General features: G+C 67.7%; 19 protein-coding genes. 3 read left to right on the forward strand and 16 right to left on the reverse strand.

Annotated elements, in window-relative coordinates:
• Positions 1 to 17: 17 nt before the first annotated feature.
• Genes moeB through ACYAF3_RS26290 form a run of 3 tightly spaced genes read right to left on the reverse strand, consistent with a single transcriptional unit; the run spans position 18 to position 2,809 of the window.
• Positions 18 to 1,436, reverse strand: coding sequence for a molybdopterin-synthase adenylyltransferase MoeB (gene moeB, locus ACYAF3_RS26280; protein WP_023116577.1), 1,419 nt, complete (start codon positions 1,434 to 1,436; stop codon positions 18 to 20).
• Positions 1,437 to 1,458: 22 nt separating this feature from the next.
• On the reverse strand, positions 1,459 to 1,917 hold the full coding sequence (locus ACYAF3_RS26285) for a M67 family metallopeptidase (RefSeq protein WP_003106151.1): 459 nt from the start codon (positions 1,915 to 1,917) through the stop codon (positions 1,459 to 1,461).
• A gap of 1 nt (position 1,918) precedes the next feature.
• Positions 1,919 to 2,809, reverse strand: a complete 891-nt coding sequence (locus ACYAF3_RS26290; RefSeq protein WP_003120268.1) for a DMT family transporter — start codon at positions 2,807 to 2,809, stop codon at positions 1,919 to 1,921.
• 132 nt (positions 2,810 to 2,941) lie between these two features.
• Between ACYAF3_RS26290 and mdrR2 the strand changes: the two genes are divergently transcribed.
• Entirely contained in the window at positions 2,942 to 4,375 is a 1,434-nt protein-coding gene (gene mdrR2, locus ACYAF3_RS26295; RefSeq protein WP_095558217.1) for an efflux pump transcriptional regulator MdrR2, read from the forward strand.
• A gap of 220 nt (positions 4,376 to 4,595) precedes the next feature.
• On the opposite strand, the gene ACYAF3_RS26300 is transcribed toward mdrR2, so the two are convergent.
• From ACYAF3_RS26300 to ACYAF3_RS26310, 3 genes are read right to left on the reverse strand one after another with little or no spacing between them, the layout of a single operon-like run.
• Entirely contained in the window at positions 4,596 to 5,351 is a 756-nt protein-coding gene (locus tag ACYAF3_RS26300; protein ID WP_073660756.1) for an SDR family oxidoreductase, read from the reverse strand.
• Complete coding sequence (locus tag ACYAF3_RS26305; protein ID WP_003142502.1) at positions 5,336 to 6,265, reverse strand: alpha/beta hydrolase; 930 nt, start codon at positions 6,263 to 6,265, stop codon at positions 5,336 to 5,338. Before ACYAF3_RS26305 ends, ACYAF3_RS26300 begins: the two co-directional genes overlap by 16 nt.
• A gap of 10 nt (positions 6,266 to 6,275) precedes the next feature.
• Positions 6,276 to 7,751, reverse strand: coding sequence for a flavin-containing monooxygenase (locus tag ACYAF3_RS26310; protein WP_003107859.1), 1,476 nt, complete (start codon positions 7,749 to 7,751; stop codon positions 6,276 to 6,278).
• Between the two features lie 146 nt (positions 7,752 to 7,897).
• Here ACYAF3_RS26310 and ACYAF3_RS26315 point away from each other — a divergent pair, with 146 nt between their 5' ends.
• Both ACYAF3_RS26315 and ACYAF3_RS26320 read left to right on the forward strand, forming a co-directional pair.
• Positions 7,898 to 8,932 (forward strand): AraC family transcriptional regulator, encoded by a 1,035-nt coding sequence (locus tag ACYAF3_RS26315; RefSeq protein ID WP_003114843.1) that lies wholly within the window; start codon positions 7,898 to 7,900, stop codon positions 8,930 to 8,932.
• A gap of 148 nt (positions 8,933 to 9,080) precedes the next feature.
• Positions 9,081 to 9,926 carry a CmcJ/NvfI family oxidoreductase gene (locus ACYAF3_RS26320; RefSeq protein ID WP_023089856.1) on the forward strand — a complete coding sequence of 282 codons (846 nt, stop codon included), beginning with the start codon at positions 9,081 to 9,083 and terminating at the stop codon, positions 9,924 to 9,926.
• Between the two features lies 1 nt (position 9,927).
• On the opposite strand, the gene ACYAF3_RS26325 is transcribed toward ACYAF3_RS26320, so the two are convergent.
• The 10 genes from ACYAF3_RS26325 to ACYAF3_RS26370 form a co-directional block, all read right to left on the reverse strand.
• On the reverse strand, positions 9,928 to 10,884 hold the full coding sequence (locus ACYAF3_RS26325) for a FecR family protein (RefSeq protein ID WP_003118512.1): 957 nt from the start codon (positions 10,882 to 10,884) through the stop codon (positions 9,928 to 9,930).
• Positions 10,881 to 11,390 (reverse strand): sigma-70 family RNA polymerase sigma factor, encoded by a 510-nt coding sequence (locus ACYAF3_RS26330; protein WP_003107976.1) that lies wholly within the window; start codon positions 11,388 to 11,390, stop codon positions 10,881 to 10,883. Before ACYAF3_RS26330 ends, ACYAF3_RS26325 begins: the two co-directional genes overlap by 4 nt.
• A 102-nt stretch (positions 11,391 to 11,492) precedes the next feature.
• On the reverse strand, positions 11,493 to 12,686 hold the full coding sequence (locus ACYAF3_RS26335) for an MFS transporter (protein ID WP_105579255.1): 1,194 nt from the start codon (positions 12,684 to 12,686) through the stop codon (positions 11,493 to 11,495).
• Positions 12,673 to 13,953, reverse strand: a complete 1,281-nt coding sequence (locus ACYAF3_RS26340; RefSeq protein WP_105579256.1) for an MFS transporter — start codon at positions 13,951 to 13,953, stop codon at positions 12,673 to 12,675. The genes ACYAF3_RS26335 and ACYAF3_RS26340 overlap by 14 nt, the downstream gene beginning before the upstream one ends.
• Positions 13,950 to 15,029: an LLM class flavin-dependent oxidoreductase gene (locus ACYAF3_RS26345; protein WP_003120261.1), complete on the reverse strand. Its 1,080-nt coding sequence runs from the start codon at positions 15,027 to 15,029 to the stop codon at positions 13,950 to 13,952. Before ACYAF3_RS26345 ends, ACYAF3_RS26340 begins: the two co-directional genes overlap by 4 nt.
• Before the next feature lie 12 nt (positions 15,030 to 15,041).
• Positions 15,042 to 17,693, reverse strand: coding sequence for a TonB-dependent receptor (locus ACYAF3_RS26350; protein ID WP_003114848.1), 2,652 nt, complete (start codon positions 17,691 to 17,693; stop codon positions 15,042 to 15,044).
• 91 nt (positions 17,694 to 17,784) lie between these two features.
• Positions 17,785 to 18,633: a class I SAM-dependent methyltransferase gene (locus ACYAF3_RS26355; RefSeq protein WP_009876352.1), complete on the reverse strand. Its 849-nt coding sequence runs from the start codon at positions 18,631 to 18,633 to the stop codon at positions 17,785 to 17,787.
• On the reverse strand, positions 18,617 to 19,273 hold the full coding sequence (locus tag ACYAF3_RS26360) for a hypothetical protein (protein ID WP_003118518.1): 657 nt from the start codon (positions 19,271 to 19,273) through the stop codon (positions 18,617 to 18,619). The genes ACYAF3_RS26355 and ACYAF3_RS26360 overlap by 17 nt, the downstream gene beginning before the upstream one ends.
• A complete protein-coding gene (locus ACYAF3_RS26365) occupies positions 19,270 to 20,172 on the reverse strand; it encodes an alpha/beta fold hydrolase (RefSeq protein ID WP_003105331.1) in 903 nt (300 codons plus the stop codon). Before ACYAF3_RS26365 ends, ACYAF3_RS26360 begins: the two co-directional genes overlap by 4 nt.
• Before the next feature lie 10 nt (positions 20,173 to 20,182).
• The gene (locus ACYAF3_RS26370; RefSeq protein WP_003105327.1) at positions 20,183 to 20,692 is read right to left on the reverse strand and encodes an aromatic-ring-hydroxylating dioxygenase subunit beta; all 510 of its coding nucleotides are present in this window, start codon (positions 20,690 to 20,692) and stop codon (positions 20,183 to 20,185) included.
• Between the last annotated feature and the right edge of the window lie 13 nt (positions 20,693 to 20,705).

The raw sequence follows: 20,705 nt of genomic DNA on the forward strand, positions 1-20,705 counted from the left end.
CTTTCCCTGCCTATGGTTCAGTACATCGGCATGTGCTGCTCTATCTCTTTCGCCCATCGCTTCATGCCGCCATCGAGCACTTGGACGTTGGAGAACCCTGCCCCCATGAGCTGTATGGCCGCGCGTTCGGCACGAGTGCCGGCGTAGCACACGAGGATGTAGCGCTTACTGAAGTCGAGATTGGCGAAATGGCTGGCGAGTTCGTTCAAGGGAACGTGGACGATCCCCGGCAACTGGCACACTTCGAGCTCGCCCGCGTCGCGTACATCCAGAAGGGCATAGTTTTCGCTGTTGGATTTCATCAACTGCAACAGGCAGCTGGGATCGATATAGCGATCGTCGTCGAGTCGTTGCGACGGTGCCGCGCTTGCCTGGCAGAGCAATCCCTCCCTCCAGTGGCGGGGATTCTCTGCAGCGGTTTTGCCGCAGGCCGGACAATCGTCGCGCCGATTGAACTTCACTTCATTGAAGTGCATGAGCAGCGCGTCGAATCGAAGAAGTCTGCCTGATAGGGACTTGCCCAGGCCGACGAGGGCCTTCACCGCCTCGGTTGCCTGCAGCAGGCCAATCACTCCAGGCAGCACACCAATAACTCCCCCTGCGTTACAGCTTGGAGCCACCTCAGGCGGGGGATTGTTCGGGAAGAGACATTGGTAGCAGGGGCCTCCCTCCAGATTGAAGACGCTGACCTGACCTTCGAACCGATAGATCGCGCCAAAGACGAGTGGTTTTCCGAGCTTGGCGCAAACCGCGTTGACCAAGTAACGTGTGGCGAAGTTGTCGGTGCCATCCAATACCAGGTCATAGCTCTGAATCAGTGACTGCGCATTGTCCGCGTCGATGGCGTAACGGTGGGTTACGACTTCAATGTAGGGGTTCAGGTCCTGCATCCGGCGCTGGGCGGACTCAACCTTCGGCATACCGAGCGTGCTATAGCCATGGACGACCTGGCGCTGGAGATTGCTCGACTCCACCACGTCAAAGTCAACCAGCCCGATGGTGCCCACTCCTGCTGCGGCCAGATAAAGGCAAGCGGGCGAACCCAGGCCGCCCGTTCCGATTATCAGCACCCTGGCCTGCTTCAGGCGCTGCTGGCCTTCCCTGCCAACGCCTGGCAACGTGATGTGGCGAACGTAGCGTTGAACTTCTTCGTCGCTCAACGCTTCAACGCCAGAACCGCCAGATGTCGCGAGCATGACTTCGACTTCATCTCCATCGGAAAGCTCGCCATCCAGATTGACTAGCGAACCTTTGTGGGTCAGCAGGAAGTGTTCTTTCAATTGACCGTTTTCGTAATACAGGTGCCCGAGTAATGAAGGATGCTTCCTGGCAAGGCCTGCCAGCAGCTCGCCAACCGTCAAGCCCGCTCCCTCCAGGCGCCCGCCTTCCAGTTGGGCGGCCCGTACCAGTACTTCCGGAAAAATTACCGTCTTCACTTTTCAGCTCCTTGCCAGATGTCTACTCGTCCTGGCTCGATGGCCCGAACTCTCGTGTGCATTCAAAGCGTCCGTTGCGCCAGGCAAACAGTTTTGCGCCGCGAACGTTGCCGGCGGCCACATCAACAACCAGGTAGTCGACCGGCAGCATTGGCTCCCCGGCATACAATGCCTTGTCGATATCCTCCCGGCTGAAGTAGGCACCGACGTCCGGGTGGGAGTGGTAGATGACGGATACCGGGCTGCACGTCTTGAAGCTGCTGTTGAGGAATACGGTATCCGTCACGGAAAACGTGTACCCGTTGGCGGCCGTGCGTGGGTACCTCCGGGGGTCAGCCATGTGCAGTTCATCCTGGATGTTCGTACCCTCTTTCACTTTTGCATCGGCGAGAACGAATCCGCAGCATTCCCTTGGATAGGTCCTGCAGGCGTGTCTGTAGATCACGCTCAATGCATGCTCGGTCAACACGTTCGTATTCATGTCACCTCCTGCCGAGCAGCTTCTCGATGGGAAGCTTGGTGATGGCAAATCCAGCCAATAGGAGCACGGTGAAGCCAATCAACTCGCGAGAGATGGCAACCCCTTCGTACCAGGCGCCGATGATCACGGCGAACACCGGGAAAATGATGAAGACGAACGACAGCACAACGGGACTCAAACGCTTGAGCAGGAAGAAGTACACGATGAATCCCCCGACTGATGCCACCAGACCGAGATAGATCAGGGCAGCCCAAGATCGGCTTGTGACGGCAGACAGGTTCGGGTGTTCCATCACGAGTCCGGCCATGAACAGCCCCAAGCCGGCGATGCCAATGGGCAGCGTATTGAAGGTGATCACGCCGATGTCAGCACCTTGCCTTTTGGTGATGACGTAGCTGAGTGCGTGCATGATCGCCGCGAGCAGGATGGCAAGTACGCCTAACAACTCCGTGTAGTCCAGATGCAGCCCTTGAGACCTGATGATCATGAACAGGCTGCCGAAGCCAATCGCAATACCAAGGATCTGCGACAGGTAGATGCGCTCGCGCAGGAAGATCGCGGAGAAGATCAGGATGAACACGGGCATGCTGCTGAACAGCAGCGCGGTAAGACCTGAAGCGACGTATTGCTCGCCATAGTTCAGCAGGTAGTAGGGCACGCTGAAGTAGCCGAGCGTCACGAAGACGAAGAAGGCCAGGAGTCGCCGCGGGAAAAAGATCGTCTCGTGGCGCAGCCGCGCAAAGAGCAGGAAAAGCGGAAATGCGATCAGAAAGCGCAATCCGGCGGCAGTTAGCGGCGGCACGCTCTCCACGGCGATCTTGATGCCGAGCCAGGTAGTCCCCCAGCTGATACACACCACTAGAAATAGAACAGCGGTCACCAGGCTGGCCACACGTACCTGCCGCCTGTTGATAGTCAGAGCTTGAATTGACATAAGTTGCACGTCTTTCCCCCATGTTATTCTTTGATTGACGCCCTTTATTGCTTATCAAACCTCTTTATTTGAGGTTAATTCGGAGAAAATATGCCGGTCAAAGCAAATATTGACACCGATTCAATTTTCAGATTCTTCCTACCAGAAGGGCCCGGCCTGAAGTACAAACGGCTGGCCCAGGGCATCGAAGAATCTATTCGCAATGGGGTTCTCCGGCAGGGAGTCAAGCTGCCGCCACATCGCATCCTCGCGGACAAGCTCGGTGTGACCGCGGGCACGGTGAGCCGGGCCTATGGTGAGCTGGAGCGCATGGGGCTGGTTGAGGCTCGGGTCGGCGACGGTACGTTCGTCCGCAACCGCGGTCGAGAACGTGCTCGGGAGGCGGGCTTTCGCAATTTCGTAGACAGCACCGAGATGTGCAACGACATGAGCCGGAATATGCATATTCCGGGCAATGAGACCGAACTGCTTTCCCGCAGCCTTCAGCAATTGAGTGCGGCCCCTGAGCTCCTGCAGGAGTTAATGCTCTACACACCCGACACAGGACTGCTCCGACACCGGCAAGCGGGAGCAACATGGCTGTCTCACGGTGAGTTTCAAGCGGAGCACCAGCAGATTCTGTGCGTCAATGGCAGCCAACACGGTCTGCTCGTCGTGCTTATGGCCATGCTGCGCGCCGGCGACACCCTGGTAACGGAGCAGCTCTCCTATCCTGGGCTGATCAGTGCCGCGCAACTGTTGGGCATCAAGCTGCTCGGCTTGGAAATGGATGAAGAGGGGCTACTGCCCGACGCCCTCGAAGAGGCCTGCCGCACGAACAGGATCACCGCCCTGTACTGCACACCCACCATCCAGAACCCGACCACTGCAGTGATGTCAGGCGCCAGGCGGAAGGAAATCGCGAAGATCTGCCGCGAGCACGGCTTGATCGTCATCGAGGACGAAACCCATGCTGTATTGATGGCCGAACGCCCCACCCCTCTCTGCCATCTGCTGCCTGAGCGGGGCATCCTCATCGGTGGCATGAGCAAGGCGGTCGCTGCAGGATTGCGGGTTGGATACGTTCATGCTCCTGCATCCATGGTAAGTCGCATGGCAGCAGCGCTTCGCAATTCGTGCTGGATGGCGACACCACTGGTTCTCGAGATTGCGAGCCGATGGGTCGAGGACGGTACTGCAAGCGCACTGCTCGAATACCAGAGAGGGGAAATCGCGCGTCGCCAAGCGCTGGTTGTGGACCTGCTGCAGGGCCTGACCTATCGCAGCCATCTATGCTGTCCGCATTTCTGGGTAGAAGTGCCAGCCCCCTGGCGCGCCATCGAAATAGAGCAAGGCATGCGCGGACAGCAGCATCTTGTCACCACCGCAGAGGCCTTTAGTACGGGCCGCGGTACGCTTCCCCAGGCCATTCGAATCAGCGTCAGCAATTCCCCAGGAGGGGGGAATACGTTATCTGACGGCTTCGCAGTCCTGGCAGCGCTCCTACGCGAAGGCCCCCAAGAGATGCTGACGATGCGTGCTTGATACGGGAGGCAACGGTCCCACCCGAGGAGGACTCTTGGGCTCAACGGTAGCGATAAGCACCGGCGCCTGGCTAAGGCATACCTATGGTCCGAGATCTACCATGGATTTCACTCGCCTGGGACGGCGAAACAAGAAGTCGAGGCAGCCACGAAAAGCAGCTAGACCATCCAGCGTGAAACCCACCCAAGCTTTAATCCGTTCTATCCATCCTGCGCAGAGCCTAACCCCGCGACAACCACGCCATCACCGCTCGGTTCACCCACGGCGGAGACAACTGCCCAGCCCAGTACAGCGCCGTGAACAACCCGCCCACCGGCCGGTGTACCCGCCGGCTGTGCGCCTGCCGCCAGGCCGCCTCGGCGATATCCTCGGCGTCCAGTCTCAGCCCCAGGCGACGCAACACCGGCGGCTGGTAGGCCTGCCCGGCGACCATCGGCGTGCGAACGAACGGCGGCATCAGGTCGGCCACACGAATACCGTGGCGGCGCCATTCCAGCTCCAGCGCCTCGGTAAGCCCGCGCACGGCGAACTTCGAGGCCGAGTAGACGGCCATCTCCGGTACGCCATACAGCCCCGATGCCGAGCCCATGTTGAGCACCTGCGCCTGCGGCGTCGCGCGCAGGAACGGAAAGGCCGCGTGACAGCAGTTGAGGACGCCATGCAGGTTGATCGCCAGCAACCGCGCGTGGTCCTCCAGGGCGACCTCTTCGAAGCGGCCGAAACGCAGGACGCCGGCGCAGTTGAACAGCAGGCGCAGGCGGCCATCGGCACAGAACTGCGCAAGCGCCTCGCCGACCGCGTCGGGCTCGCTGACGTCCACGGCGCGGTGCCAGGCGCCCGGCAGTTGCGCGGCCAAGCCGCGCAACGCCTCGGCATCGATGTCCAGCAAACCGACCCGCCAGCCCCGGCGGTGGAACAGACGCGCGCTGGCGGCGCCGATTCCGGAAGCGGCACCAGTGATCAGGATGTTCTGCACCTGTCGCCCTCCGCGCTGCATTCGACGACGAACGCGGCCGCCTCGTCCAACGCCCGGTCGGCGCTGGCCAACACGCCGGCATGAGCCTGGAACACGTGCCAGCAACCGGCGTAGCGCTGCAATCGCACCGCGACGCCCTGCTCACCGGCCCGTTGCGCCAGGCGCAGGCTGTCGTCGCGCAGCAGTTCGTCCTCGCCGACCTGTACCAGCAGCGGCGGCAGCCCCGCCAGGTCGGCATGCAGCGGCGACAAGGCGGCCGAGCCTGGCTCCGCGTCGGCCGGCAGCAGCAGGCGCACCGCGCTTTCCAGCCAGGCCCGCGACAGCAGCGGGTCGCCGGCCGCCGGCGTGTGCAGGCGCTGGCAGCCGAGGTCGGTCCAGGGCGAGAACAGCAGCAACCCGGCCGGCAACGGCAAGCCGCGCGCCTTCAGCTCCAGGGCCAGGGACAGCGCCAGGTGGCCGCCCGCGGAGTCGCCGGCGAGCAGCAGCCGGCGCGGCGAATGGCCGGCCTCCAGCAATGCCAGGTAGACCGCCAGGGCGTCGTCGCGGGCAGCGGGGAACGGATGTTCCGGGGCGCGCCGGTAGTCCACCGCGCAGACCTCGGCGGCGCAGCGCCGGGCCAGGTGCGTGGTGATCGCCCGGTGGGTCGCCGGCGAGCCGATCAGGTAGGCGCCGCCGTGCAGGTAGAGCACCCGGCGCCGCGCCTCCACCCCGCGCGGCCGCAACCACTCGCAGGGCACGCCGGCGAGGCTGCGGCGCTCGCGGACGACGCCGCCGGCGCCCAGCGTCGCCAGGCTCAGCCCGCGCAACACGCCGCGTTGCAGCGCCACTGGCATGGGCGGACGGACCAGCCCGCGGAACAACAGGCGCAGGCAGCCGCGCAGGAGACCGGCGCGCAGGCGTTGCGGCGGCGACATCAGGGGCGCTTCAGCGGGCCAGGTCATAGTCGGCAAGCTCCGGCCGGCGCGTACGCCAGCGATAGACGAAGGTGTAGCCCGGCCAGTTGTTGGTGTTCTTGCCGGCGGCAGTCTTGTACCAGCTGTCGCAGCCACGCTCCCAGACGGTATGGCGCAACCCCTGTTGCACCTCCAGGTTGAAGCGCCGCTGGACCTCGGGCTTCACGTCGAGGTAGCGCAAGCCCTGCTCCTGGAGCTGGCGCAGGCAGCCGAGCACGTAGGGGAACTGGCTTTCCAGCATGTAGACGATGGAGTTGTGGCCGAGGTTGGTGTTCGGCCCGTAAAGGATGAACAGGTTGGGGAAGCCGCTGACGCTGATGCCCTTGTAGGCTTCCGCGCCATCCGCCCAGGCCTGCCGCAGGTCGCGTCCGTCGAGGCCGAGGATGCGCATCGGGGCGAGGAACTCGGTGGCGGCGAAGCCGGTACCGAAGATGATCGCGTCGACCTCGTGCCGGCGGCCGTCACGGCCGACCACGGCGTCTTCGGTGACTTCGCGAATGCCCGTGTCGACCAGTTCGACATTGCTCCTGGCCAGCGCCGGGTAATAGTCGTTGCTGATCAGAATGCGCTTGCAACCCAGCGGGTAGTCGGGAACCAGCCGCGCGCGCAGTTGCGGATCGGCGATCTGCCGGTGCAGGTGACGATGGAAGCTCAGCCGCATCACCTTCATCAGCGCCGGGAAGGTCGCGAAGGCGAGCATCCGCGATTCGTGGTGCAGGTACTTGAGCCCCCGATCCAGGCGTTGCAGCCACGGCCAGCGCGCCTTCAGGCGGCGTTCCCAGTCGGCGTAGGTGCGGTCCGGCTTGGCGATCACGTAAGGCGCGCTGCGCTGGAACAGCGACAGGCGTTGCACCTGCGGGGCGATCCGCGGGACGAACTGGATGGCGCTGGCTCCGGTGCCGATCACCGCGACCCGCTTGCCGGCCAGCTCGACCTCGGCGTCCCAGTTCGCCGAGTGGAACGCCGGACCCTGGAAGCGCTCCAGGCCGGGCAGGCGCGGCAGCAGCGGCCGGCTCAACTGGCCGGTGGCGCAGACCAGGGCCCGTGCGCGCAGCGTCTGGCCATCGGCGCAGCGCACCTGCCATTCGCCGCTGCCGGCGTCGAAACGGGCCTCCTCCACCTCGCAGTGGAAACGGATCTTCTCGCGCAGACGGTACTTGTCCGCGCAATGCCGCAGGTAGTCGAGGATTTCCGCCTGCGGGGCGAACTTGCGCGACCAGTCGGCCTTCGGCTCGAAGGAAAACGAATAGAGATGCGAGGGGACGTCGCAGGCGGCGCCCGGGTAGCGGTTTTCCCGCCAGCAACCGCCGACATCGGCGGCCTTTTCCAGGACCAGATAATCGTCGATGCCTGCCTGTCGCAGGCGGATCGCCAGGCCGAGACCGGCGAAGCCGGCGCCGACCACCAGCACCCGCAAGGGGGCTTCAGGGCGGGACTCGTTGTGCATTGTTGTGCTCCCGTTTGTTGCTTGCCACGCCGTCCGGCGCGATTCCGCCCAGCGGCGGATGGCAGCATCCTAGTTCGCCGGGGCGACTGGCGTTATGGCCGGGCCGGACATAAAGTTGTGATTTTCGGTCAACCTCGGACGCCACCATGCCCACTCCGCCCTGGTCTCCCCGCCGCAGCGCCATCAGCGCGCACCTGCTGATCCAGTTCGGCATCGACCGCGGCCTCGGCCTGGAGCAGTGCCTGGCAGGTAGCGGCCTGGATATCCGCCTGCTCGGCGATCCCTCCGGGGAAATCGACGCGGCCCAGGAACTGAGCGTAGTGCGCAACCTGGTCCGGCACCTGGGCGACGCCTGCGCGCCGGGCCTGGCGGCAGGCCTGCGCTATCACCTCAACGCCTACGGCATCTGGGGCTTCGCCCTGCTCAGCAGCCCGACCTTCCTCAGCGCCGCGCAACTGGGCCTGCGCTACCTCGACCTGACCTTCGCCTTCCATGGCATCCGCCTGGAGGTACACGACGATGAAGCGCACCTGGTGCTCGACGACGCCGGCATTCCCGAGGACCTGCGGATTTTCCTCCTCGAACGCGACGCCGGTGGCGTGCTGCGCATCCAGCGCGACCTCACCGGGCAGCGCCTGCCGATCCTCCGCGCCGGCTTCCGCCGCCCACCGCCCGCCGATCCCGCGCCCTACGTGCGCGAGCTGGGCCTGTGCCCGGCGTTCGGCCAGGCGGACAACCGGGTGGTCTTCGAACGGCGCTTCCTCGACCTCCCGCTGCCCGGCGCCAATCCAGAGGTGGCGCGCGCCTGCGAGGAGCAGTGCCGCGCCCTGCTCGCCCGCCGCCAGGTGCGCGGCGGTCTGGCCGGACGCATCCGCGACCGCTTGCTGAGGACGCCCGGCCACTTGCCGGACATGCAGACCCTGGCCATGGAACTGCACCTCACCGTGCGTACCCTGCGTCGCCGCCTGGACGACGAGGGCAGCAGCTACCGCCTGTTGCTCGACGAGGTGCGCCAGGCCCTCGCCGAAGAGCTGCTGGCCACCGGCGCGATTCGCCTGGAGGAGATCGCCGAGCGCCTCGGCTACGGCGAGGTGTCCAACTTCAGCCATGCCTTCAGGCGCTGGAAAGGCATGACGCCGCGCCAGTATCGCCAGCGGCGACGACTCGACGCGATGTCCTGAGCCGCTCCGGGCTTATTCCACGAAGGCAGGACGCCAGCGCTCGATGTTCGTTTCGCCGCCGCCTGCCAGCGGCTAGATTGGCCGTTCACGCGCGGCATCCGGCGGCGCGGCAGCGGAGGCATCTCCGCTGGCAACGGGAGAACGACACATGGGTTGCCAGCAACACGCATGGCCGGCGCACGCGCCGGAGCAGGTCGAGGCCGAGGTCAACTATATCCGCGACAACGGCCAACGGCCGGTCGCCTACACCTATCCGGCCCCCGCCGGGACGCCGCAGCGCAGCGCGCTGTTGCAGCCGACCCGGGTGGCGATCCGCAATGCGCGTCTGCTGGCGCAACCGGCCAGCCTGGAGCGCGAGGGTTTCCAACTGGTGCGCGAGGCGAGCGCGGTGGGCGATTTCGAGGATGAAGCCCAGGTTCGTGAACGCTACTACCCGGAAAGCATCGCCCTGCTCCGCCGCCTGACCGGCGCCGCCGAGGCGGTGATCTTCGACCACACGCTGCGCGTCGACCAGGCCGGGCGCGAAGAACGCGGCCTGCGCGAACCGGTGCGCTACGTGCACAACGACCAGACCCTGCGCTCGGCGCCGCGCCGGGTCCGCGACCACCTGCCGGCGGAACGCGCCGAACGGCGCTTGGCCGGACGCTTCCAGATCGTCAACCTGTGGCGTCCGTTCGGCCACCCGGCGCAGCGCGCGCCGCTGGCGTTGCTGGACGCCCGCAGCCTGGCGTTCGACGACCTGGTGGCCAGTGACCTGGTGTACCGCGACAAGGTGGGCGAAACCTACTCGGTCAAGCCCAACCCGGAGCACCGCTGGTACTACTACCCGCACCTGCTGCCGGAGGAAGCGCTGCTGCTGAAGATCTACGATTCGCGGGAGGACGCGCAGACCCGCCTCGGCGCGCACACCGCCTTCGACGATCCCTGCACCCCGGCCGATGCGCCGCCGCGGCAGAGTATCGAACTGCGTTGCCTGCTGTTCTTCGACGAATGAGTCAGGCGGGGCGCAGGCTGATCCAGTAGTCGCTGTAGCGCAGCACGCGGATCGGCAGGCTGCGTCCGAGCATGTCCAGGGACGTGTGCATGTCGTCCAGCGGGAACAGACCGCTGACGCGGTTGCCGGCGATCTCCGCGTCGAGCTGGAGGATGCCTGGCAGATAGGGCCGGAAGGCCTCCGCGACCCAGGCCAGGGAGCGGTCGTGGACCTCCAGCCAGCCGCTGGCCCAGGCATCCTCTCCGGCCTGCATCGGGCCCTGTTCGAGCAGGCCGCCGGCATCGAACAGCAGACTACGTCGTGCCGCCACCGCCAGCTGGCGTCCCTCACCGGTGGTCAGCCGCGCGCTGCCGCGCAGGGTCACCAGGCGGATCGCCCCGCGCTCCTCGGCCAGCAGCAGGCTGCCGCTGGCGCAGTCCACCCGTCCGGCGGCGCAGTCGAGGGCGAAGGCGCCGCGCGGGTCCTCCTTCACTTCCAGGCGCATCGCGCCGCGCCGCAGCTCCAGGCGCCGCTGGGCGCCGTCGAGCAGCGGTCGCGCCTTGCTCCGCGCGTTCAGGCGCAGGCGGCTGCCGTCGGCCAGCAACCAGTCGCGGCGCTCGCCGGTGCCGGTCGCCAGTTCGCCGGGCAGCCCCATGCCGGCCTGGACCCAGCGCTCCAGGCCGGCGCCGCCGGCGAGCAGGACGAACAGCCCGAGGGCGCCGCCGACGAAGCGCCGGCGGCTCGACGGCTGCTCCAGGGCGCGCAGCACGGTAGCGCTCGGCTGGCCGCGCCAGGGCGAGTCCTGTAGCGGCGCGAGGCTGCCAAGCAGTTGCCGGAACACCTCGGCATGCTCGCTCGACAGCGCCTTCCAGCGTTCCAGGGCATCGCCCTCGGCGGCGCTGAAGTCGCCGGATTGCAGGCGCACCATCCATTCGATGGCCTCCTCGACGATGCGTTGCCGTTCCGGCTTCTCGCTCATTCCTGGAATCCCCGGTAGCAGCAGTGCAAGGCATCCTTCATCAACTGGTGGATGCGCCCCAGGGACAATCCGAGGCGTTCGCCGATCTGCACGTAGGTCAGGCCTTCCAGCTGGCTCATCAGGAACACTGCCCTGGCCTGCCCGGACAGGCCGTCGAGCAGGCGGTCGATGGCTTGCAGGCTCTCGATCAGCATCCACTGCTCGTGAGGCGACGGCTGCACCGCCTCCGGCGCCTCGGCGAGGATCTGCAGGTAGGCGCGCTCCAGGTCCTTGCGCCGCCAGCTCTCGTACATCAGGCGTTGCGCGATGGTCGCGAGGAACGCCCGCGGCGAGCGGATCGACGCCGGGTCGGGGAGCATCCAGACCTGCAGGAAGGCCTCGGCGGCGAGGTCTTCGGCGCTGTGGCTACAGCCGGTCTGGTAGGACAGCTTCTTGCACAGCCAGTCGTAGTTCTGCTGGAACAACTGGGCGATCAGGGTGTTCTTGATGGAGCCTTGGCTATCCATGGTAAGCGTTCGCTGCTGGCAGGCCACGCCACGGATAGCGGTAGTGAGCCTGGAGGTTGAGGAACGGCGCCCGGGGCTGTTCCCGTGGCGCGCGGTAGGGAATCAATCGAGGCGCTCCCGGCAGTCCGCCGTGCCCGCCGGCCGCTGCGCGGACAGCCAGCCGCAGGCGGCGGCACCGAGGATCAGCGCGGCGCCCCACCAGGGGAGCGCGCGCACCGCCACCTGGTCCACCAGGATCGCGCCGATGAAGGCGCCCAGGGCCACGCCGAGCTGGATCGCGCTGGTGTTGAGGCTGATCTGGATCGCCGCGGTGTCCGGGCTAAGTTCCACCAGGTATTTCTGGATCGCCGGCCCCGGCGCCATGTTGAACACGCACCAGAACACCACCGCGCCCAGCAGCAGCGGCAGGCCGTCGGTGGCGAACGGCAGCAGGACCAGGGCCAGTGCGTGCAGGAGCAGGAAGGCGACGAAGGTGACCGGCCCCGGCCAGCGGTCGGCGGCGCGTCCGCCGAGCAGCGCGCCGAGGATGCCGCCGCCCCCGTAGACCAGCAGGACCAGGCTGATGGTCGGTTTGTCGAGGGCCATGCTGCCGACCAGGAACGGCACGATGTAGGTGTAGACGGTGAACTGGCCGGTCATCTGCAACAGCGATGCCAGGTGGGCGAACGGCACCCGGCCCCGGGCCAGCGCCCGCAGTTGCTCCGCCGGGGCGATGCCGGGCGCGCCGGGGATGGCCGGCAGCAGGCGCAGGAGCAGCGGCAGGCCGAGCAACGCGACCCCGGCGAGCAGCAGGAACAGGCTACGCCAGCCCCAGAACTCGCCGATCAGGGTGCCCAGCGGTACGCCCAGCACCAGCGAGGCGACGATGCCGGCGAACACCAGACCGATCGCCCGGCCGCGCCGTTCCGGCGCGACAATGGCCACCGCCAGGGTGATCGCCACCACCACGATGACCGAGGCGCTGGCCGCCACCAGCAGCCGGCTCGCCAGCAACAGGGCGAAGCTCGGCGCGGCGGCGCTGGCCAGGTTGGCGCCGATGAACGCCAGCAGCGCGCCGGCCAGCAGGCGGCGGCGCTCGATACCGGCGCTGAGGTAGACCAGCAGCGGGCCGAGCAGCGCATAGACCAGCGCGTACAGGCTCATCAGCAACCCGGCCCGGCCCTGGCTGACGGCGAAACTGGCGGCCAGTTCGTCGAGCACCCCGGCCACCACCAGTTCCACCGTGCCGACCACGAAGGCCAGTCCGGCCAGCAGCCAGACGCCGACCTCCGCCCTGCTCCGTTCAGTCTCGCCCACGGCTGCGTGCCTCCCCGTCGATGGCGTAGCGATAGCGCCCGAGCATGACCAGCAGCCCTGCCGCCACGCCGAACGCGCCGAGCAGGACCAGCGTCGAGCCCGCGTAGGAGCCCGCGCGGTCGTAGAAGTAACCCAGCAGCCAGGACCCCAGGCTGATGGCGATGGCGAAGGTGAAGGGCTGGATCGAGCCATAGATCACGCTGAAATGGCGCAGGCCGAAGTAGCGGCTGACGAAGTACTGGGTGGTGCCGGTCTCGCCGCCGGCGCCCAGGCCGATCAGGAACACCGCGCCCCAGAGCAGCGCCGGCGGTCCGCCAAGGAGCAGGAGCAGCAGCCCGAGCGCCGCCAGCAGGGCGAACGGCAAGGCGATGCGCGGGGTGTCGTAGCGGTCCAGCAGGTAGCCCAGCGCCGGTTGCGAAACGATCATGCCGACCCACAGCGCCGCCAGCACGTCGGTGGCGACTTCCCGCGACAGGCCGCGCTCCTGCAACAGCGGCACGCCATGCACCATCACGCCAGTGACGGCGAACACGCCGAGGATCAGGTTGCCGACGATCAGCCAGAAGTCCGCCGAGCGCCAGGCCTGGCCTGGCGTCGCTCCGGGCAGCGCGTCGGCTGGCGTGCGCCGCGCCTGCGGCAGGTCGCCGGGTCGCTCGCGGAACAACGCATAGAGCAGCGGCAGCGCCAGGAGGCCTTCGAGCAGGCCATAGACGAGGAAGGTGGCGCGCCAGCCGAAGGCGTCGATGCAGGCGCTGCCCAGGTACAGCGCCAGCGGCCCGCCGACGCCGAAGCCGAGTCCGAGGATGCCGTAGGCCGCGCCGCGACGACGCTCGAACCAGCCGCCGAGAATCCGCGCATAGGGAATGTTGCCCGGCGTCAGCAGGCCGAGCAGCGCGAACAGCAGGTATAGCTGCCAGCCGCTGCGCGCCAGCGCCAGGCTGGCCAGGCACAGGGCCAGCGCGGCGGTCAGCGGCAGGACCAGGGCGCGCGCGCCCCAGCGATCCACCAGCCAGCCCTTCAGCGGGCTGCTCAGGGCTACCGCCAGGCCCAGCAGGGTCACCGGCAGCGCCGACTGGCCGCGGTCCCAGTCCAGGTCGGCGGCGATCGGCTCGATGAACAGCGAGAAGCTGCTGATCACCAGCCCGGTGGGGCCGAAGATCACCCCCACTACCGAGGCCAGCAGCACCCCACAACTGGCCACGCCGAACTCGCCGACGCCAGGCGCCGGCGCGACGTCCTCCATGGCCTCGCGGGCGACGCCGCTCATGCGTCGCGCCTCAGGCGCTCGATCAGTTGGCGGCGCAAGCGGATGTCCTCGGCGTTCTCGGTGGTGGCCTCGAGCTGGACGATCTCGATGCCGGCGCGATGAAAGGCCAGGATCTGTTCCGCCACCTCGCCGACGCTGCCCACCAGCACCCCGGCGAAGCTGCGCTGCACGGTATTCGCCACCCATTCGCGCAAGGCCTCCGGCTCCAGCCGGGCGAGCCGGTCGCGCTCGCCGTCGCGGGCGACCTGCGGCGATGCCGCCAGTTCGTCGAGGGGCCGTGCCAGAAGCAGTTCGAAAGCGGCCTGGCGGTAGTGCTCGGCGATGTCCAGGGCCGCCGCCGGACTGTCGCCGAGGATCACCTGGAAGTGCTTCCAGAACTTCAGCCGCCGTCCCTGCTCCGCCGCCTCCTCGTTCAGCCTGCGCTTGAGCTCCGCGGTCTGCGTGGGGCTGGCGAAGTGGCCGGCGTAGACGTCGGCGAAGCGCACCGCCAGGCGTTGTGCCTGCGCCGAGGAGCCGCCAACGGATAGCGGCGGGCGCGGCCGCTGGATCGGCAGGAAGCCGCTGCCGGCGTCCTCCAGCCGGTAGAACTCGCCGTGGTAGTCGAAGGGTTCGCGGCTTTCCAGGGCGCGGGTGAAGACCTCCAGGTACTCCACGGCGCGCCGGTAGCGTTCGTCCTTGTCGGCGAAGTCGCCGTCGCGGCGCACGTCGGCGTCGCTGGAGCCGATCACCAGGTGTACGCCGGCGCGCCCGTTGGACAGGCCGTCGAGAGTGGCCAGGGCGCGCGCGGCAACGGTCGGCTGGGCGCTCCCCGGTCGGTGCGCGACGGTGGCGCGCAGGCGCGGCGCCGCGGCCAAAGCCCAGCCGGCGACCAGCCAGGGGTCGGGCCAGGCAGCGGAAACGGTGAACAGCGCGCCGTCGAGGCCGTCCGCCTCTTCCAGGCGGGCCTTCTGCTGGATGTCGAAGGCGCTCACCGCGCGACTGCGGGTGTCCGGCAGGAAACGCGCGGCCTGGCGGGCGAAGGCACTGTCGCCGATGACCGCGGAGGCGCGCACGCCGCCGCGCAGTTCGATGCTCATGGTTCGTCCTCCTTAGAAGGTGTAGGCCGCGCCGAGGTAGTAGAAGGCGCCGTTGAAGCTGATCTGCGAGGCATAGGTGTCGTACTGGTTGAAGCCGAGGTAGGCGCTCTCGGCCGGCAGCTTGTCGGGCTTCACGTCGAACAGATTGTTGGCCCCGGCGCTCAGGGTCAGGTTGCGGCTCGCCGCATAGCGCAGGGCAACGTCGGTGATGTACTTGGGCGAGTTCTCGAAGCGGTTGAAGACCGTGGTCGAATAGGCATGCTCGCCGGTGTAGTAGTCCAGTTCGGAAACCGTCTTGCTGTAGCGCGTTTCGCGCAGGGTCAGGCCCCAGCGCCGGTAGCTCCAGTCGGCCTGCAGGCTGACCTGGCTGCGCGGCGTGGAGCTGGTGATCCAGGCCTGCTGCTGGTCGTTGAGCAGCGGCTGGCCGTTGCGCCCGCGATGATTCCTGACCAGCTTCGTGCGATTGACGTTGGCGCCCAGGCGCCAGTCGATCCGGCCCCACTCGCCGAGCCGGGTCAGGTAGCTGGCGGTGAGGTCGAGGCCGTGGGTACGGGTGTCGGCGCCGTTGGTCATGTAGTGGGTGCTGACCTGGGTCAGTCCGGCCGGGATGCTGATCCCTCCGGCGCGCAGCGCATCGATCGCCGGCTGTCCGGAATAGGTGGCACCGTCGACGATGCGGTCGCGGATCTCGATGCGATAGGCGTCGATGGCCAGGTTCAGGTCCGGCAAGGGATCGAGCACCAGGCCGAGGTTGTAGCTGATCGATTTTTCCGGCTCCAGGTCTTCGGCGCCGAGCAGCCTGGCCGCCGGCGAGTTGACCGCCAGCAGGCCGCTGGCGATGGTCGGCGAGACGCCCAGGCTGGTGTAGTTCTCCTGGGCCAGCGACGGCGCGCGGAAGCCGCTGCTGAGACTGGCCCGCGCCGATACCTCGGGGCTGAAGCGGTAGCGGCTGGCGAGCTTGCCGTTGGTGGTGCTGCCGAAGTCGCTGTAGTGCTCGTAGCGCGCCGCCGTCTCCAGTTGCCAGCGCTCGTCGAGGGCGATGGACAGGTCGAGATAGGCGCCGAGCACGTCGCGGCTCCACTGTCCGGCGGTGGCCGGCGCCTGCCCGGGGAGTGCCTTGGAACCGCCGTTGTAGTAGGACCAGGGATCGCCGGCCTCGACCTCGTAGAGCTCGCGGCGCTGCTCCAGGCCCCAGGAGAAATTCAGCGGCGCCGGCAGCCAGGCGAGGTCGAAGTCGCGGCGCAGGTCGAGATTGTTGGTCCACTGGGTGGCCTTGTAGCGCGCCAGGTCGAAGGAGCGCGGCGAATCGCCGGTCTCGCCGTAGAGGGCGAGGTTGATCGAATGGTCCATGCCGATCTCCGGGCGGTCGGCACCGTAGGTCGAACTGAGGTCCCAGTCCCAGGCGCCGAACAGCTCGCCGCCACGGGCGCCGAGGGTCAGCGAATAGTCGTCCTCGTCGCTGGTGATGCGCGGGGTGAAGCCGTTCGGATAGAGTCGCGGCGCCAGGGACGGCAACTGGTAGATCTGCGCCGAGGACACCGAGCGATGGGTATAGGTGGCGAAGCTGTACAGCTCGACGTTGTCGTCCAGCGCCACGCCGGCGTTGTAGGCCAGCGCCTGGCGGTGCAGCGAAGGGTCGCCGATGGACGGGTTGCCGTAGTGCCCGGTACGCTGGTCGATGCCGGCGCGGATGGTCCGCGCCTGTTCGCGGAACTGCGCGCTGAGGTTGAGGAAACCGCTCTCGCCGAAACGCAGGCCGCCATTCACCCCGCCGTTCTGGGTCAGGCCGTCGCCATCGCCGTAGCGACCGTTGTCGTAGGCGAGCCGGCCGCCGTGGTCGGCCGACTTGAGGATGACGTTGATCACCCCGGCGATGGCGTCCGAGCCGTACTGCGCCGAGGCGCCGTCGCGCAGCACCTCGATGCGCTCGATGGCGGCGAGCGGGATGGTATCCAGGTCGACCCCGGTGGAGCCGCTCTGCAGCCCGCCGCTGACATTGATGTTGGCGGTCTCGTGACGGCGCTTGCCGTTCACCAGCACCAGCACGTGGTTGGGACTCAGGCCGCGCAGCGACTGCGCGTTGGTCAGCGCCGAAGCGTTGTAGGCCTGGGCCTGGCGCGACAGCGAGGGCAGCAGGCGCACCAGGGCGTCGCGCAGGTCGCCGCTGCCACTGTCGCGCAATTGCTCGGCGCTGACCACATCGATCGGTGCCAGGCTCTCGCCGGCCTTGACATCGGCCTTGCGGGTGCCGGTGACCACCACCGTGGCTAGGGTCCCGGCGGGCTTCGCCGCCGGCAGCGCGGCATCCGGCGCCGTGGCGCGTTGCAGGCTGAGCACGCCGGCGGCGCTGCGGCTGTATTCCAGGCCGCTGCCCTGCAAGGCCCGCTGCAGCGCCTGCTCGACGCTGTAGGAGCCCTGGATCGCCGGTGCCGGCAGGCCCTCCACCAGGTGCTGGTCGAAGGCGATCGGGGTGCGACTCTGGCGGACTATGCTCAGCAGTACCTGGGCCAGTTCGCCGGCCGGGATGTCGAAGCGCTGGATCTCGGCGCTGCTGGTGGCGCGGACCTCCTCTGCCGCCGACTCGCCGGGCTGGCCAAGGCAGGCCAGGCCGACCGCGCAGAGCACGGGGACGAGTCGAAGACGTGGCGAACGCGGGTTGGACATGGTCGGTTCATCCTTGATCGGTTGCGGATGCCACCGAGTGCAATTGCCCGTACCGATTTTCAGCCGCGCGGCAGACCGATTGCGCATAAGGTTATGCCTCGCCCTCCCGAGCCCGGCAGCGCCAGACACTGACCGGGATTTCGCTGACCTGTCCGTCGGCCTGCATGCGCCGCTCGGCGATCCGCCCGAGGCGGACGAAGAATTCCTCCAGGCGCGTCGCCGGCACCAGCGGTGCGAAATAGGTGCCGAAGGTGGCGGCGTGGAAACGCTGGTATTCGGCGGAGTCGGCGACACGCAGGACCGCCGGGCGGGAGACGATGGAGTCGACCCGGAAGTGTCGTTCGACGCGTTCGCGCAACGCCTCCCGGCCACGGGTGCGGGTGCCCATCGGCAGCAGCCCGGCTTCCGCGTAGAGCGCCGCCACCCGTTCCGACGCAGCCAGGCCCATCTCGACCAGGGCCTGGGCGACCAGGTCGTCCTCGCCGCCGAGGCCATCCTCGGCGAACGGATGGTGCGAGGTGAACAGGAATACCCCCTGCGCCTCGAGGTGCCGCGCGACCCACCGGAACAGCCGCTCTTCGTCGGGATACAGCCAGTGCAGCACGGCGGTCATGCTGATCAGCTCGAAGCGTTCCGCCAGCGGCGGCAGGTCGAGCAGGTCGCCCTCCAGCAGACGCGCCTCGACGCCAGCCCCGCGCAACTGCGCGCGCGCCTGCTCCAGGCGCAGCGGCGAACGCTCGATGCCCCACAACCGTTGCAGGCCGGGCCAGCGCCGGGCGCCGCCGAGCAGCAGCGAGCCGATGCCGCAGCCGAGATCGAGCAGGCTGCGCGGCTCGATGCCGGCGCGGTCGAGCACCCAGTCCTGGTCGCGACGTTGCAGCAGTTCGCTGGAATCCTGGTAGCCGTCCAGGCTGCGCGCCTGTTCAATGATCGCGTTCATGTACGCCTGCTCCTTGGTTGAGGCTGTCCGCCGTGATGGTCCATACGCAGCCGTGGCCTTGCGGCTCTTCGTAGAGCCGCCAGTCGGCGCGGCAATCGCTGGCGGCGACGAACGCCGACAGCAGCTTGGTGCAATAGGTGCAGGCCGACTCCAGGGTGATCGGCACGCCTCGGGCGCGGGCGCGCTCGCGGTAGTCCCAGATCGCGCAGTGACGGTTGTGGAATACCGCGCGCCCGTCAGCCTCGGCCTGCACCTCGAAACGCGAACCGTAGAGCGCGGCCTGGCGTGCCAGGCGGTCGGCGGCGCTGGCCGGATCGCCCCGTCCCGCCGGTTCCAGCGCGCGATAGATCCGCGCGGTGGCGCGCGCCCAGTCGTCGAGCCGGTAATCCGCCGGGCGCGCGACGATGAACTGTTCGATCAGCGCCTGGGCGCGGAAGAACACCGCCTGCCAGGCTTCGGCGCGCAGGTCGTCGGTCGCCGGCAGATCGGCGAATATCCGCGCGCTGGTCGCCACCCAGTCCCCCAGGTCTTCACGCCGATGGCGCTCGGCGACGTAGGCGGACATCGCCGCGTGCACCTCGAACACCCGCTGTCGCCAGAGCGTCGCCTGCGCTGCCGGATCGCGTTCGACGGCGCTCATCGGAGCGCCTCCCGGTGGCTGGCGAGAAACCCCAGCAGGTGCTCCAGCACGGCGTCCGGCGCGTCCTCGGGAAGCATGTGGCTGGCGCCGATGGCGGCGCCCTCGACCTGCCCGGCCCAGGTCTTCCAGATTTCCAGCGGATGCTGCCCGGCGGCGTAGGGGCGCTCCTGCCAGAGCACCTGGACCGGGCATTGCAGGCGCCGGCCGGCGTCGCGATCGGCCTGGTCGGCGTCGGCATCGACGCCCACCGCGGCCCGGTAGTCCTCGCACATCGCATGGCGCACGGCGGGGTCGCGGAACGCCCGGCGGTAACTTTCCAGCGCCTGCGGGTGGTAGATGTCGCGGCCCTGGGCCATGCGTCGCAGGGTGTAGTCGAGGAAGTGCTCCGGATCGGCGCCGATCAGGCGCTCCGGCAGGTCGTACGGCTGGGCGAGGAGGAACCAGTGATAGGCGTTGAGGGCGAAGGCCTTGTTCACCGCGGCCCAGTTGTCGAGGATCGGCACCACGGTCAGCGAGACGAAGGCCGCGACCGCTTGCGGATGGTCCAGCGCCAGGCGATAGCCGACCCGCGCGCCGCGGTCGTGGCCGATCACCGCGAAGCGTTCGAAGCCTAGCTGGCCCATCGTTTCCAGTTGGTCGCGGGCCAGCGCGGCCTTGGAATAGTCGGCGCCCTCCTCGTCCAGCGCCCGCGATTCGCCATAGCCGCGCAGGTCGGCGAGGACCACGCTGTAGTCCTCGGCCAGGCGCGGAGCGATGCGATGCCAGGCCAGGTGGGTCTGCGGATAGCCATGCAACAGCAGCAGCGGCGGGCCGCTGCCCTTCACGGCGACGCGGAGGCGCGCGGCGGAGGTGTGCAGGGTCAGGTAGTCGAAGCCGGGCAGCAACGGATCGGTATTCATGGGCGGCGCCTCACAGGATGATGCTGATACGCCGCTGGGCGCTGATGGTCTCGTGGTCCAGGCGGATCTCCCGCGAGACGATGCGCAAGCCCCCGGGGCCGTCGCGCAGGACATGACTGGCTTCGCCGACGAAGCTCCAGGCCTCGCGGTTGCGGAACTGATGGACGACGAAGTTGCTGCGGCTGCTGACCAGTTCGCCCTCGACCCGCTTCAGCCGCACGTTGCCCACCAGGCGGCGGGTGCGCGAGCGCGGCTGCTCCATCCAGGTATGCCCGCCGAGGATGCTGTCGACCCGCTCGCGCAGGCGCACGTGGTCGTCGTCGATGATGTACAGGCTGTCCTCCGGCGCCTGGCCGGCCAGTTGCTCCTGCAAGGGCAGCACCCGGTAGCGTGCGGCGCGCTCGAACAGCGCGAACCAGGTATCCAGCAGGCGGTCGTCGAGCAGCTCGGCTTCGGCGACGAGGAAATCGCTGACCCGCGCCAGCAGGTCGCTGTCGGGACGGGACAAGGCAAGGCTCATGAGTATCCTCCGG

Source organism: Pseudomonas sp. TZ252, assembly GCF_056110345.1.

Bases quoted from the DNA above. Each gene is read 5' to 3' on its own strand.
- ACYAF3_RS26310 (WP_003107859.1), bottom strand. From the start codon at position 7,751: ATGCACAACGAGTCCCGCCCTGAAGCCCCCTTGCGGGTGCTGGTGGTC.
- ACYAF3_RS26305 (WP_003142502.1), bottom strand. From the start codon at position 6,265: ATGTCGCCGCCGCAACGCCTGCGCGCCGGTCTCCTGCGCGGCTGCCTG.
- ACYAF3_RS26370 (WP_003105327.1), bottom strand. From the start codon at position 20,692: ATGAGCCTTGCCTTGTCCCGTCCCGACAGCGACCTGCTGGCGCGGGTC.
- ACYAF3_RS26350 (WP_003114848.1), bottom strand. From the start codon at position 17,693: ATGTCCAACCCGCGTTCGCCACGTCTTCGACTCGTCCCCGTGCTCTGC.
- ACYAF3_RS26340 (WP_105579256.1), bottom strand. From the start codon at position 13,953: ATGAGCGGCGTCGCCCGCGAGGCCATGGAGGACGTCGCGCCGGCGCCT.
- ACYAF3_RS26325 (WP_003118512.1), bottom strand. From the start codon at position 10,884: ATGAGCGAGAAGCCGGAACGGCAACGCATCGTCGAGGAGGCCATCGAA.
- ACYAF3_RS26365 (WP_003105331.1), bottom strand. From the start codon at position 20,172: ATGAATACCGATCCGTTGCTGCCCGGCTTCGACTACCTGACCCTGCAC.
- ACYAF3_RS26330 (WP_003107976.1), bottom strand. From the start codon at position 11,390: ATGGATAGCCAAGGCTCCATCAAGAACACCCTGATCGCCCAGTTGTTC.
- ACYAF3_RS26360 (WP_003118518.1), bottom strand. From the start codon at position 19,273: ATGAGCGCCGTCGAACGCGATCCGGCAGCGCAGGCGACGCTCTGGCGA.
- ACYAF3_RS26315 (WP_003114843.1), top strand. From the start codon at position 7,898: ATGCCCACTCCGCCCTGGTCTCCCCGCCGCAGCGCCATCAGCGCGCAC.
- ACYAF3_RS26345 (WP_003120261.1), bottom strand. From the start codon at position 15,029: ATGAGCATCGAACTGCGCGGCGGCGTGCGCGCCTCCGCGGTCATCGGC.
- mdrR2 (WP_095558217.1), top strand. From the start codon at position 2,942: ATGCCGGTCAAAGCAAATATTGACACCGATTCAATTTTCAGATTCTTC.
- ACYAF3_RS26285 (WP_003106151.1), bottom strand. From the start codon at position 1,917: ATGAATACGAACGTGTTGACCGAGCATGCATTGAGCGTGATCTACAGA.
- ACYAF3_RS26320 (WP_023089856.1), top strand. From the start codon at position 9,081: ATGGGTTGCCAGCAACACGCATGGCCGGCGCACGCGCCGGAGCAGGTC.
- ACYAF3_RS26355 (WP_009876352.1), bottom strand. From the start codon at position 18,633: ATGAACGCGATCATTGAACAGGCGCGCAGCCTGGACGGCTACCAGGAT.